This is a genomic window from Nocardia sp. NPDC004722 (assembly GCF_053601505.1).
In genome coordinates this window covers 1-13269 of record NZ_JBSGBY010000190.1, presented here as the reverse complement: position 1 = coordinate 13269, position 13269 = coordinate 1, and the positions used below count along the sequence as shown (strand labels likewise).

Genomic DNA, 13269 nt, shown 5'->3' with positions numbered 1-13269 from the left:
GCCGGATCCGGCCGCGCGGTCGTCTGGGTGCGTGCGGTGCCGGGGCTCGGGTCATGTTCGGCCGCAGTGCTTTTCCTGGACGCCGGGCCCGGGGCGGGCGGATTCCGAGTCGCGGTGGGCGCGATCCGGGTCGGGGGGCGTTGTCGCCGGAGGGGGACCTGCATGCCATTCCCTTTCGATCGAACTAGTTAGTTCGGATGCTCGTCGATGGTAGAAATCCGCGCCTGACCTGTCAAACGAACTGGTTCGTTACAATCGCGGCCATGGCATACGACTCGGCAGCGACCAGGGAACGCATCCTCGCCGCGGCGACGACGGAATTCGCCGCGTACGGCGTGGCCGGGGCCCGGGTCGACCGCATCGCCGCCACCGCGCAGGCCAACAAACGCGCCATCTACGACTACTTCGGCGACAAGAAGGCGCTGTTCGCGGCGGTGCTGGAACGGCTCATGGGCGACCTCGCCGTCGCGGTTCCGCCCGCCGAGGATCTCGGCGACTACGCGGGCCGGCTCTTCGACTACCACCGCGCCCACCCCGAGGCGCTGCGGCTATTGCTGTGGGAGGCACTGGAACTCGGCGAGGACCCGGTGCCCGACGAGGAGAACCGCACCCGCCACTACTTCGAGAAGGTCGCCGCCGCCGAATCCGCCATGACCGCCGGCGATCCCCGCGACCTGCTGTTCTTCACCCTCGGCCTGGTCGGCTGGACGCTGGCCATGCCGCAGCTGCGGCGCATGATCCTTGGCCCGGACCGGGTGCTGGACGACATGCGTCCCGCCATCGCCGCCGCCGTGCAGAGCCTCGCCGCCGCGCCCGTCGCGCTCCGCCCGGCCGCGCCCTCCCCGGCGCAGGCCGACCCCGGAGTGTAGGTTCGGCGCGGCGTCGCAATCTCTGCGGCAATCCGGATGACGGGCAGGAGCGGGAATGCGCTTGGTGGGCAAGGTCGGTGCGATCGGTGCGGTCGCGGCCGCGCTGGTGCTGGTGGCCGGTTGCGGCAGCGGCGACAGCAAGAGTGACGGCAAGACCGACGCCTCCGGCTCGGCGACGGCGGCCACCTCGACGGCGGCCAAGCCCTCGCAGACGTTCACCGTCGCGCTGCCGCAGGCCGACGGCAAGGACTGCACCATCACCGTGACCGGCGGCTTCGGCGAAGCCCCCGGCATCACGCTGCCGGACGGCTGCACACCGCCGACCGAGCTGTTCACCAAGGACCTGGTCACCGGCACCGGCCCGGCCGCGGCCGCCGGGCAGCAGCTGAGCACCAACTACACGCTGATCACCTGGTCGGACAAGAAGAAGCTGGACAGCTCCTTCACCCGCGGCCAGACCTTCGACCTGACGCTGGGCGCCGGCCAGGTCATCAAGGGCTGGGACCAGGGCCTGGTCGGCATCCAGCAGGGCACCCGCCGCCTGCTGGTCATCCCGCCCAACCTCGGCTACGGCCAGGGCGGCCACGGCATCAAGCCGAACGAGACGCTGGTCTTCGTGACCGACGCCGTCAAGGTCGGTTCCTAACCGGCACAACCCCTCCCACCAGCGCGACCGGTCGACCGACCGGCCGCCGTCCCGCCCGGTCCGCGACCGGTTACACGGGCGTGCGAGCCGTCAACTAACCTGGTCGGGATGCGTTCGGGGGGAACCTAGACGTCAACCATGTACAACGAACAAGGAGCATGTCCGTGAAGAGCACCGTCGAGCAGCTGAGCCCGACTCGGGTCCGCATCAATGTCGAGGTGCCCTTCGAGGAGCTGAAGCCGGACTTCGATCGCGCCTACAAGGCTCTCGCGCAGCAGATCAAGATCCCCGGCTTCCGTCCGGGCAAGGCCCCGGCCAAGCTTCTCGAGGCCCGCGTCGGCCGCGGCGCCGTGCTGGAGCAGGTCGTCAACGATGTGCTGCCCAAGCGCTACAGCGAGGCCGTCATCGAGACCGAGGTGAAGGTCATCGGCCAGCCCGAGATCGAGATCACCAAGATCGAGGACGGCGAGGAGCTGGCCTTCACCGCCGAGGTCGACATCCGCCCGGAGATCACCCTGCCGGAGTTCTCGACCCTGAAGGTCGAGGTCGACCCGATCGAGATCACCGACGCCGACATCGACGAGCAGCTGCAGTCGCTGCGTGCCCGCTTCGGCACCCTGAAGTCGGTCGAGCGCGCCATCGAGAACGGCGACTTCGTCTCCATCGACCTGTCCGCCACCGTCGACGGCGAGGCCGTCGAGGAGGCCAGCACCACCGGCCTGTCCCACGAGGTCGGCTCCGGCCAGCTCATCGAGGGCCTGGACGAGGCCCTCATCGGCCTGAAGGAGGGCGAGTCCAAGGACTTCACCTCCAACCTGGTCGCCGGCGAGCACGCGGGCAAGGAAGCCGTCATCACCGTGACCGCGCAGTCGGTCAAGGAGCGCGAGCTGCCCGAGGCCGATGACGACTTCGCCCAGCTGGCAAGCGAATTCGACACCATCGACGAGCTGAAGGAAGACCTCAAGACCCGCGTCGAGCGCGTCAAGAAGGTCCAGCAGGCCGGCGAGATCCGCGACAAGGTCCTCGAGGCCCTGCTCGAGACCGTCGAGATCCCGCTGCCCGAGGGTGTCGTCAAGGCCGAGGTCGACGCGGTCGAGCACGACGCCGTGCACGGCTTCGACCACGACGAGGCCAAGCTGGCCGAGGCCCTCGAGGCCGAGGGCTCCTCGCTCGAGGAGTTCAAGAAGGACACCAAGGAAGCCGCCGAGAAGTCGGTCAAGACCCAGCTGCTGCTGGACGCCGTCGCCGAGGCGGAGAACACCCAGGTCGGCCAGGACGAGCTGTACGAGCGGATCATCTTCCAGGCGCAGCGCTACGGCATGAGCCCGGATCAGTTCATCCAGCAGATCCAGCAGGCCGGTCAGCTCGGCGCGGTCTTCGCCGACGTGCGTCGCGGCAAGGCCCTCGCCGGTGTGGTGGTCGCGGCCACCGTCACCGACACCGCCGGCAACACCGTGGACACCGCCGAGATGTTCGGCAGCCCGGCCGAAGAGGCCGAGGAAGTGTCGGCGGAAGAGCTCGCGACCGTGGCCGACGCCACCGAAGCCGCCGAGGCCGAGGCCAAGTAAGGATTCAGCACACCCGGTGCCGGGTTCTCGGGGGTGACACCCCTGGGAGCCCCCAGGCACTGGAACACGGAGTGTTGACGTAAGTTTGCGCTGTGAGCGAAGCAGGGCGGTACCGGGAGTCTGGTGCCGCCCTGCTTCGTTAGGGTTTGTGTCAGCGCTGGAACATTCAAGTGATCAGTAGGTGGCTTGTAACCGAGCCGTTGAGAGAGGGCAGGTATCCGTGACAATTCATCAGGCAGGGGTGCGCATGACATCCGCGACTGCTGGTCTGAACCTCAGTGATTCGGTGTACGAGCGCCTGCTGCGCAACCGCATCATCTTCCTGGGCACTCAGGTCGACGACGACATCGCGAACTGGCTCTGCGCGCAGATTCTCCTGCTGTCCGCCGAGGATCCGACCAAGGACATCTCGCTCTACATCAACTCGCCGGGCGGCTCGGTGACCGCGGGCATGGCCATCTACGACACCATGCAGTTCGCCGAGTGCGACATCCGCACGGTCGGTATGGGTCTCGCCGCGTCGATGGGTCAGTTCCTGCTCGCGGCGGGCACCAAGGGCAAGCGCTACGCCCTGCCGCACGCGCGGATCATGATGCACCAGCCGTCCGCCGGTATCGGTGGTTCCGCCGCCGACATCGCGATCCAGGCCGAGCAGTTCGCCTACACCAAGCGCGAGATGAACGAGCTGCAGTCGCAGTTCACCGGCAAGACCGTCGAGCAGGTCACCGCCGACGCCGACCGCGACCGCTGGTTCACCGCCGCCGAGGCCCTGGAGTACGGCTTCATCGACCACGTCGTGTCGCACGCGAGCCAGGCGAACGGTAACTAGCTCTCCGCAGCCCACCCACACAGACTATTGGAGACGTTTATGTCCAACATGATCGATCCGCGGGCCGCGGGCATCACTTTCGCCGCTGCCGGTTCCACCGGGATGCAGATGCCGCAGGGCCGCTACATCCTGCCGTCGTTCGTCGAGCACTCCAGCTTCGGTGTCAAGGAGTCCAACCCTTACAACAAGCTGTTCGAGGAGCGCATCATCTTCCTCGGCGCGCAGGTGGACGACACCTCCGCGAACGACATCATGGCGCAGTTGCTGGTCCTGGAATCCCTTGATCCCGACCGCGACATCACCATGTACATCAACTCGCCCGGTGGTTCCTTCACCGCGCTGATGGCCATCTACGACACCATGCAGTACGTGCGCGCCGATGTCGCGACCGTCTGCCTGGGTCAGGCCGCCTCGGCCGCGGCCGTGCTGCTCGCCGCCGGCGCCCCCGGCAAGCGCGCCGCGCTGCCCAACGCCCGCATCCTGATCCACCAGCCGTCCACCTCGGGCGGTATCCAGGGCCAGGTCTCCGACCTGGAGATCCAGGCCGCGGAGATCGAGCGCATGCGTCGCCTCATGGAGACCACGCTGGCTCGCCACACCGGCAAGGACGCGGATGTCATCCGCAAGGACACCGACCGCGACAAGATCCTCACCGCCGACGAGGCGAAGGAATACGGTCTCGTCGACACGGTGTTCGAGTACCGCAAGCTCAGCGCTCAGAAGTGAACCGCGTGGGTGGCGGGTCACGGTTGTGTTGCCAATGGCCACAACCGTCTCCCGCCGCCCAGGGCAGAGGTGAGTCCACGCACATGTCCGGTGAGAAACGTGCCCAAGTTGTCGACCTCGGTCACGAGAAGCGGGTACGGTCACTCTAGGGACCTTTGCTCGTGGTTGTCGGCTCTGCTTTTGGATCCACCAACGTGTTTGAAGTAGGCACTGCGGAATCACTCAGCCGAATCGCCGGATCCGCAAACTCAGGGGTCGCGGCATACGCTCGAAGAAGGCAGCTCGCCGGCAACCGGGGACAGACGGTTGCACGCGGACAAGGAAGTAGGGACCCAGGAGATGGCGCGCATCGGTGATGGCGGCGATCTGTTGAAGTGCTCGTTCTGCGGAAAGAGCCAGAAGCAGGTCAAGAAGCTCATTGCGGGACCGGGGGTGTACATCTGCGACGAGTGCATCGACCTGTGCAACGAGATCATCGAGGAAGAGCTCGCCGAATCCAGCGAGGTCAAGCTCGACGAGTTGCCCAAGCCCGCGGAAATCCGGGATTTCCTCGAGCAGTATGTGATCGGGCAGGACGCGGCGAAGCGCACGCTGGCGGTCGCGGTCTACAACCACTACAAGCGAATTCAGGCCGGCGACAAGGGCCGGGACTCCCGCGGTGAAGCGGTCGAGTTGATGAAGTCGAATATCTTGATGCTCGGCCCGACCGGCTGTGGCAAGACCTATCTGGCGCAGACGCTGGCCAAGATGCTGAACGTCCCGTTCGCCATCGCGGACGCGACCGCGCTCACCGAGGCCGGATATGTCGGTGAGGATGTCGAGAACATCCTGCTGAAGCTGATCCAGGCCGCGGACTACGACGTGAAGCGCGCCGAGACGGGCATCATCTACATCGACGAGGTCGACAAGATCGCCCGCAAGTCGGAGAACCCGTCCATCACCCGTGACGTATCCGGTGAGGGCGTGCAGCAGGCGCTGCTGAAGATCCTGGAGGGCACGCAGGCGTCGGTGCCGCCGCAGGGCGGTCGCAAGCACCCGCATCAGGAGTTCATCCAGATCGACACCACCAACGTGCTGTTCATCGTGGCGGGCGCGTTCGCGGGTCTCGAGAAGATCGTGCAGGACCGGGTCGGCAAGCGCGGCATCGGTTTCGGCGCGGAGGTCCGCTCCAAGGTCGAGATCGACACCGCCGATCACTTCGCGGACGTGATGCCCGAGGATCTGATCAAGTTCGGTCTGATCCCCGAGTTCATCGGCCGCCTCCCGATCGTCGCCTCGGTCACCAACCTGGACAAGGAATCCCTCGTCCGGATTCTGGCCGAGCCGAAGAACGCCCTGGTGAAGCAGTACGTGCGCCTGTTCGAGATGGACGGCGTCGATCTGGAGTTCACCCAGGACGCGCTGGAGGCCGTCGCGGATCAGGCGATCCTGCGTGGCACCGGCGCTCGTGGCCTGCGCGCCATCATGGAGGAGGTGCTCCTCCCGGTCATGTACGACATCCCCAGCCGCGACGATGTCGCCAAGGTGGTCGTCAACGCCGACACGGTGAACGACAACGTGCTGCCCACGATCGTTCCCCGCAAGCGCCAGACCCCGGAGCGCCGCGAGAAGTCGGCCTAGCCCGAAACGAACGAAACCGGCTCCGCGAGAATCTTTCTCGCGGAGCCGGTTTTTTGTTCGCGAGAGTTGTTCACTCGTCGGCGAAGTCGCCGTAGGTGGGGGCGCCGTTGTTGCGGAAGCTCGCGATGACCACGCCCTTGGGGGTGACGCGGGTTTCGGCGACGGTGAAGGCGGTGGGGTGAGCGTCTTCGGGGAACAGGCGTTTGCCGGTGCCGAGGATGACCGGGAAGGTCAGGATGTTCAGGGTGTCGACGAGGTTGGCGGCCAGCAGGGAGCGGACCAGTGCGCCGCTGCCGTGGACCTGGAGTTCGCGGCCGGGCTTGGCCTTGAGTGCCGTGATCTCCTTGATCGGATCCCCGTGCAGCAGTTCGGTTCCCGACCAGTCGGCGTGATCCAGGGTGCTGGTGGGCACGTACTTGGTGAGCTCGTTGAGCTTGTTGGCGATGGGGTGGCCGGGCGCGTTGTGGTGGGGCCAGTAGCTCGCGAAGATCTCGTAGGTCTTGCGGCCGAGCAGGAAGGCATCGACCTTGTCGAAGACCGAGACCATGAATGCGCCGAAGTCGTCGTCGCCGAAGGGCGCGGACCAGCCGCCGTGCGCGAACCCCCCGCTCGGATCTTCCGACGGTCCACCCGGCGCCTGATAGACACCGTCGATGGTGACGAACTGGGTGACCGACAGTTCCATGATGTTCTCCTGTGGGCTTTCCGTGCTGTCGTGACAACACCGAAAGCCTGGAGTCGGTGACGGTCGGTGAAACCGATCGCGCCCGTCGCGGGAATCGCCGTTGATCCCCCGTGGTTCGCCGTTGAACCTTTACTCCGTTACTCCGGAAATCGGTGCGTTTGGGTCACCTGTTACGACGGTGCGGCGCGGGAGAATTCATCGGCGCGGGGGCTGCCGACGGGGAAGTTTGAGTGTGAAGGGCGCGGGCTCGGGGACCGGGAACCGTTCGCGGGGCGCGACGAGCAGGATCGCCAGGGCCAGCGCGGGCAGCAGCAGCACTCCGAGGATGTCGAAGGTGTAGCTGATGGTGCTGAGCGCCTCGGGGCGGTGCATGACGTGGTAGAGGGCATGCGGCAGGCCGAAGACCAGCCAGCCGAATCCGGAGACCCGGGCGATGACGCTGTCGCGATACCACAGCGCGGTCCCGCTGATCGCGCCGAGAGCCAGGAAGAACGCGCCGGTGTCGGTGATCAGATGGTGGTTGTAGGGTCCATCGCCGCGCACCCAGTGCAGGCCGAAAGGGTAACTGTCGTAGAAGGACTCGGGTGCGACGATCGCCCACAGCCCGGTGATGACGCCGACCGCGGTGAAGAAGCCCAGCAGCCCGAACAGTGTCATCCACTGCCGCCGGTTCACCTCCAGCCGGAAGTTCACCCGTATGCCGTCACCGGTACCGCGCAACGAGATCCGCACAGGCCCTCCCACCTTCGCCGAATCACTGTGCTGCCACCGTAATTCGGGGAGGGGGAGGGGACAAGCCCGAGCGCTAGATCTGCTCCATCTTCAGGTCGTCGGGACCCCAGTAGGCCCGCATGCTGACGATCTTGCCCTCGTCGTTCAGTTCCATCACGTCGATGGGCGACAGCGTCATGCGGTGTCCGTTGGACACGGTGACCAGGGTGAAGGAGGCGGCGACCTGGTTGCCCGCCACCTTGACGGTGTGCAGTTCGGTCTCCCGGTCGAGGTTTTCCAGGGCCTTGTAGAGCTCGCCGATGGCCTCGTGGCCGCGCCGTTCGGGGGTCCCGATCGGGTCTTCGACGATGGCGTCCTCGGCGTAGAGGTCCACGATCGCGGACGTCGGTCCGGTGGCCACCAACTTCACGTACTGCTCGACGACATCCCGGGGCTGCGCTGCCATGGAGAGACTCCCATCAAAAGTGAAACGTGTTCTACTGCGGAGCCTAACAGTCGGGCGGTCCGAAGGAACCCCTCCGGCTCACCCTGTGGACGCGCCCGTTCACAGAGCGAGCCGGTCGTCTCCGCAGTAGACGTTCATGGACTCGCCGCGCAGGAAGCCGACCAGGGTGAGGCCGGACTCGGCGGCCAGATCCACCGCCAGCGAACTGGGCGCCGAGACCGCGCCCAGGATCGGAATCCCGGCCATGGCGGCCTTCTGGACCAGTTCGAAGGACGCGCGGCCGCTCACCATGAGGATGAGATCGTGTGCGGGCAGCCGGTTTTCGCGCATCGCCCAGCCGATCAGCTTGTCGACGGCATTGTGGCGGCCGATGTCCTCGCGCACCGCCAGCGCCTCGCCGGCCACGGTGAACAGACCCGCGCCGTGCAGTCCGCCGGTGGCGTCGAAAACCTGCTGGCGGGACCGCAATTCGGTGGGCAGCTTGGCGAGGGTGTCGATCTCGACGCGGGGCGTGCCCGCGGGGATCGGGTGCCGCAGCTTGGTCTGCACCTCGTCGAGGGCGGTTTTGCCGCACAGGCCGCAGGAACTGTTGGTCAGGAACGGCCGCGGGGTGATCGGCCGGGGAGTGCGCAACTGGACGTCGAGCACGTTGTAGGTGTTCTGCCCGTTCTCGTCGGTGCCCGCGCAGTAGCGGGCGGTGACGATGTCGTCGGCCGAATCGATGAGGCCCTCGGCGTAGAGGAAGCCGTGCACCAGATCGATGTCCGCACCGGGCGTGCGCATGGTGACCGTCAGAGACTGTCCGCCCGTGCGGATTTCGAGCGGCTCCTCCACGGCCAGGGTGTCGGGGCGGGTGACGATGCCGGTCGGGGAGATGCGGAGGGTACGGCGACGCGCGGTGACTCTGCTCATGCGGTGTGGATATGGCGTTCGAGGCGGATGGTGACGGCCTTGGAGACGGGCGTGTTGGAGCGCCGGGCCACATGGTCCAGCGGGATCAGCGGATTGGTCTCCGGGTAGTAGGCGGCGGCATTGCCGCGCGGGGTGGAGTAGGAGACCAGGCGGAAGGCGATGACGCGTCGTTCGGTACCGTCCTCGAACTCCGAGATCACGTCCACCAGATCGTCTTCGGCGAAGCCGAGGGCGGTGATGTCCTCGGGATTGACCAGCACCACGCGCCGCCCGTTGTGAATGCCGCGGTAGCGGTCGTCGAGGCCGTAGATGGTGGTGTTGTACTGGTCGTGACTGCGCAGTGTCTGCAGGATGAGGCGCCCCTCGGGGACCGGCAGCCAGTGCAGGTCGTTGACCGCGAAGTTGGCCTTGCCGGTCGTGGTGCGGAACTCGCGGGCGTCGCGGGGCGGGTGTGGGAGCTGGAAACCGTTGCGGCCGCGCACCTTCGCGTTGTAGTCGGTGCAGCCGGGCACGACGTTCGCGATGGCGTCGCGGATCTTGTCGTAGTCGCGACGGAACTCCGCCCACGGCACCGAATGGCCGGGGCCGAAGAGGGCTTCGGCGAGTTCGCACACGATGGCGACCTCGCTGCGCAGCTCATCGCTGACCGGGGTGAGCCGACCCGTCGACAGGTGCACCATGGACATCGAGTCCTCGACCGAAACCTGCTGGCGCACACCGTCTTGTGTGTCCTCGTCGGTGCGGCCCAGCGTCGGCAGGATGAGCGCGGTCCGCCCGTGCACCACGTGGCTGCGGTTGAGCTTGGTCGAAACCTGCACGGTGAGAGCGCAATTGCGCAGCGCGGCCTCGGTGACCTCGGTGTCCGGGGTGGCGGAGACGAAGTTGCCGCCCATGCCGAAGAACACCTTGCCGCCGCCGTCGCGCATGGCGCGGATGGCGTTGACGGTGTCGAAGCCGTGTTCGCGCGGGCTGGTGATGCCGAATTCGCGGTCCAGGGCGGCGAGGAAGGTCTCGGGCATCTTCTCCCAGATGCCCATGGTGCGGTCGCCCTGCACGTTGGAGTGGCCGCGCACCGGGCACACGCCCGCGCCCGGCTTGCCGATCATGCCGCGCAGCAACAGCAGGTTGGTGGCCTCTTCGATGGTGGCGACGCCGTGCACCTGCTGGGTGAGGCCCATGGCCCAGCAGATGATGGTGGCCTTGGATTCGGCCAGCAGTTTCGCGGTGCGGTCGAGGTCTTCGCGGGACAGGCCGGTGGCCTGCTCGACGACGGCGAGATCGACTGCGCGCATCTGCTTTTCGTACTCGGCGAAGCTTGCGGTGTGCGCGTCCACGAAGGCGCGGTCCACGACGGTGCCCGGTGCGCGGTCCTCGGCCTCGAACAGCAGCTTGCCCAGGCCCTGGAACAGGGCCATATCGCCGCCGAGGCGGATCTGCAGGAAGTCGTCGGCGATGGTGATGCCGCCGGTGAAGCCCTTCACCGTCTGCGGGTCCTTGAACCCGATGAGCCCGGTCTCCGGCAGCGGGTTGACGGCAATGATCTTGGCGCCGTGCGCCTTAGCCTCACCCAGCGCGGAGAGCATGCGCGGATGGTTGGTGCCCGGGTTCTGCCCGGCCACGATGATCAGATCGGCGCTGTTGAAGTCGTCGATGGTGACCGAGCCCTTGCCGATGCCGATCGAGCTGGTCAGCGCGGTGCCGGAGGACTCGTGGCACATATTCGAGCAGTCGGGCAGGTTGTTGGTGCCGAAGCTGCGCACGAGCAGCTGGTAGAGGAAGGCGGTCTCGTTGGCGGTGCGGCCGGAGGTGTAGAAGACGGCCTCGTCGGGGGAGGCCAGGCCGCGCAGCTCCTCGGCGATCAGGCGGTAGGCGTCGTCCCAGGCGATGGGGGAGTAGTGGGTCTCGCCCTCGCGCAGCACCATCGGGTGGGTGAGGCGGCCCTGCTGGCCGAGCCAGTAGCCGGACTTCTCGGCGAGGTCGTCGATCGAGTGCTCGGCGAAGAATTCGGGGGTGACCGTGCGCAGGGTCGCCTCCTCGGCGACGGCCTTCGCGCCGTTCTCGCAGAACTCCGCCGGACGCCGCCGACCGGTCGGTTCCGGCCAGGCGCAGCCCGGGCAGTCGAAGCCGTGGCGCTGATTCACCCGGGTCAGGGTGCGGGCGGTGCGCACCACGCCCATCTCCTCGACCGCGCGCTCGAGCGCGACCGTCACCGCCTTGACGCCCGCTGCCTCGGTCTTCGGCGCGGTGACGGTCAGGTCCGACTCGTCGATATCGCTCTTCGGCGCGGCACGATGCATGGTGACGATTGTCCTCTCCGGCGCGGTGGCTCTCCCAGTCGGTACTCGCATCGTAGGTCCGGAACGCCCGACTTACAGGACTGGTCGGTCTTCTGCGTCAACGTGGGTGATCGTTGCCGCGATAGACAGGGCGGCGGGCTCGGTTGGCCTTACCATCGAACAAGCGAGGGGTCACGCCGATGACGACACATCCGTATTCTGTTCGGCGTGCCGGTGGGGACCGGCATGCGAAACCAACCCGCGCGGTGAGATTTTCACCCCGAACCCTGCGTTTGCTCCTGATGCTCGCAGCGGTCATCGCGCTCATCACACCGGCCGCTGTCGGCTGGGCCGAACCCGGTGCCACCCAACAGGTTCCGGTCACCACGGCGCCTGTTCCGGCGCCACAGTACACCGCACCGGTGAAAGTTCCGTCCGTCACGGAGATTCCGCCCACCGTGCAGCCGAAGTACAACTGCTCCGACTGCGGCGGCGGCACCCACGACGGCCCCGCCAACAAGGACACCGGCGAACCCAAGACGCCGAAATGCACCGAGAACTGCAACCCGGCCCCCGGCTGCGGCACCACCTGCGACAAGCCCGTCACGCAGTACTGCCCGGACGGCTCGGTCAAGCCAGACAGTGGAGTCTGCCCGTCGTCCCAGCCGGAGTACTGCCCTGACGGGACGGTGAAGTCGCGCGGCGTCTGCCCGTCGGCCCAGCCGCAGTATTGCCCGGACGGTTCGGTCAAGCCCGCCAGTGGGATCTGCCCCTCCGCACAGCCGCAGTACTGTCCGGATGGTTCGGTGAAACCATCGAGTGGGGTGTGTCCGTCGGCTCAGCCGCAGTACTGTCCCGACGGTTCGGTCAAGCCCGCGAGCGGGGTTTGTCCGTCGGCTCAGCCGCAGTATTGCCCTGATGGTTCGGTGAAACCCGCGAGCGGGATCTGCCCCTCCGCGCAGCCGCAGTATTGTCCCGACGGTTCGGTCAAGCCCGCCAGTGGCAAATGCTCGACGACGCAAGCCAATCCGCCGCCCGTCATCACTACGTCGGCACAGCCGAATGGGAATCAGCCACCGCCGCAGCCTAATGCGGTGCCGACCACGCCTGTGGTGACCACGGTTTCGGCCGCGCCGAGGGCCTGGACGCCTACTGCGAGACCAAGTCGCTGCTCATGCCGATGGGCACCTAACGCTTGGCGAGCGGGAGGAGTGCCGGAACCGCGTTCCGGTACTCCTCGTAGCGCTGCCCGAAGGTGGCGATCAGCATGCGATCCTCCACCCGCACCCGGCGCACCAACCAGGCCAGCACGAACGCGAAAATCACGATCGACTGGCCGCCCCGCAACAGCGCCGCGCCGCCCACCAAGGCGAGCAGTCCCGTGTAAATCGGATGTCGCACAACGCGATACGGCCCGCTCATCCGTAATTCGTGCTCCTCCTGAATCAACGGCCGCCCCGCCCACATGGTCCCCAGCGCCAGCCGCGCCCACACCATGAGCACCGACCCCGCGATGATCGCCACCGCGCCCAGCGCCAGCATCGGCCGCACGTCCCAGCTCACCGGATCCCACACCCGCCGCGGCACGAAATTCATTGCCAACACCAGGATTACGATCCCGACGATCATCCACGGCTCCGGCAGCAACGTCCCGAGGAAGTGCTTGACCTTCCCCCCGAGACCGTCCCGCCGCACCGCCGCGAACCACACCGCCGTCCCCAGCCAGACCACCCAAACGAGCTGGCTGCTCCACACGGCTACCCGAACCAGAAGATCGACCACGTCCATAACCCCAGCCTGCGCCGATGCCGGTCGCCCGGCCACCACCCCCGGCACTTCGCATCTCCACCCTCGGGTGGAAACTCTCGGCGACCGGTAAACCCCATTGGGACCGGTAGATCCGCCCGGGAGCGAGGGATGCTTCGGGGATGCAGAACGGCCCGCCCGCACCGTGAGGTGCG

General features: G+C 66.9%; 13 protein-coding genes. 6 read left to right on the top strand and 7 right to left on the bottom strand.

What is annotated here, in order from left to right:
- The first annotated feature begins 263 nt into the window (after positions 1-263).
- From ACWELQ_RS19850 to clpX, 6 genes are all read left to right on the top strand, one after another.
- Positions 264-869: a TetR family transcriptional regulator gene (locus tag ACWELQ_RS19850; RefSeq protein ID WP_452398519.1), complete on the top strand. Its 606-nt coding sequence runs from the start codon at positions 264-266 to the stop codon at positions 867-869.
- A gap of 55 nt (positions 870-924) precedes the next feature.
- A complete protein-coding gene (locus tag ACWELQ_RS19845) occupies positions 925-1515 on the top strand; it encodes an FKBP-type peptidyl-prolyl cis-trans isomerase (protein WP_452398518.1) in 591 nt (196 codons plus the stop codon).
- Positions 1516-1679: 164 nt separating this feature from the next.
- Positions 1680-3083, top strand: coding sequence for a trigger factor (gene tig / locus ACWELQ_RS19840; protein WP_452398517.1), 1404 nt, complete (start codon positions 1680-1682; stop codon positions 3081-3083).
- Between the two features lie 247 nt (positions 3084-3330).
- Positions 3331-3912 carry an ATP-dependent Clp protease proteolytic subunit gene (locus ACWELQ_RS19835; protein WP_452398516.1) on the top strand — a complete coding sequence of 194 codons (582 nt, stop codon included), beginning with the start codon at positions 3331-3333 and terminating at the stop codon, positions 3910-3912.
- Between the two features lie 102 nt (positions 3913-4014).
- The gene (locus tag ACWELQ_RS19830; protein ID WP_379358286.1) at positions 4015-4638 is read left to right on the top strand and encodes an ATP-dependent Clp protease proteolytic subunit; all 624 of its coding nucleotides are present in this window, start codon (positions 4015-4017) and stop codon (positions 4636-4638) included.
- 339 nt (positions 4639-4977) lie between these two features.
- Positions 4978-6258, top strand: a complete 1281-nt coding sequence (clpX, locus tag ACWELQ_RS19825) for an ATP-dependent Clp protease ATP-binding subunit ClpX (RefSeq protein WP_452398515.1) — start codon at positions 4978-4980, stop codon at positions 6256-6258.
- Positions 6259-6328: 70 nt separating this feature from the next.
- Here the strand turns inward: clpX and ACWELQ_RS19820 are convergent, their stop codons facing one another.
- The 7 genes from ACWELQ_RS19820 to ACWELQ_RS19790 form a co-directional block, all read right to left on the bottom strand.
- Entirely contained in the window at positions 6329-6943 is a 615-nt protein-coding gene (locus tag ACWELQ_RS19820) for a dihydrofolate reductase family protein (protein WP_452398514.1), read from the bottom strand.
- 195 nt (positions 6944-7138) lie between these two features.
- The gene (locus ACWELQ_RS19815) at positions 7139-7675 is read right to left on the bottom strand and encodes a hypothetical protein (protein WP_452398513.1); all 537 of its coding nucleotides are present in this window, start codon (positions 7673-7675) and stop codon (positions 7139-7141) included.
- Positions 7676-7748: 73 nt separating this feature from the next.
- The gene (locus ACWELQ_RS19810) at positions 7749-8120 is read right to left on the bottom strand and encodes a nuclear transport factor 2 family protein (protein ID WP_452398512.1); all 372 of its coding nucleotides are present in this window, start codon (positions 8118-8120) and stop codon (positions 7749-7751) included.
- Positions 8121-8219: 99 nt separating this feature from the next.
- Complete coding sequence (gene fdhD / locus ACWELQ_RS19805; protein WP_452398511.1) at positions 8220-9032, bottom strand: formate dehydrogenase accessory sulfurtransferase FdhD; 813 nt, start codon at positions 9030-9032, stop codon at positions 8220-8222.
- A complete protein-coding gene (locus ACWELQ_RS19800) occupies positions 9029-11329 on the bottom strand; it encodes an FdhF/YdeP family oxidoreductase (RefSeq protein ID WP_452398510.1) in 2301 nt (766 codons plus the stop codon). The genes fdhD and ACWELQ_RS19800 overlap by 4 nt, the downstream gene beginning before the upstream one ends.
- A 97-nt stretch (positions 11330-11426) precedes the next feature.
- Positions 11427-12059 carry a hypothetical protein gene (locus tag ACWELQ_RS19795; RefSeq protein WP_452398509.1) on the bottom strand — a complete coding sequence of 211 codons (633 nt, stop codon included), beginning with the start codon at positions 12057-12059 and terminating at the stop codon, positions 11427-11429.
- A gap of 437 nt (positions 12060-12496) precedes the next feature.
- The gene (locus ACWELQ_RS19790) at positions 12497-13090 is read right to left on the bottom strand and encodes a methyltransferase family protein (RefSeq protein WP_452398508.1); all 594 of its coding nucleotides are present in this window, start codon (positions 13088-13090) and stop codon (positions 12497-12499) included.
- Between the last annotated feature and the right edge of the window lie 179 nt (positions 13091-13269).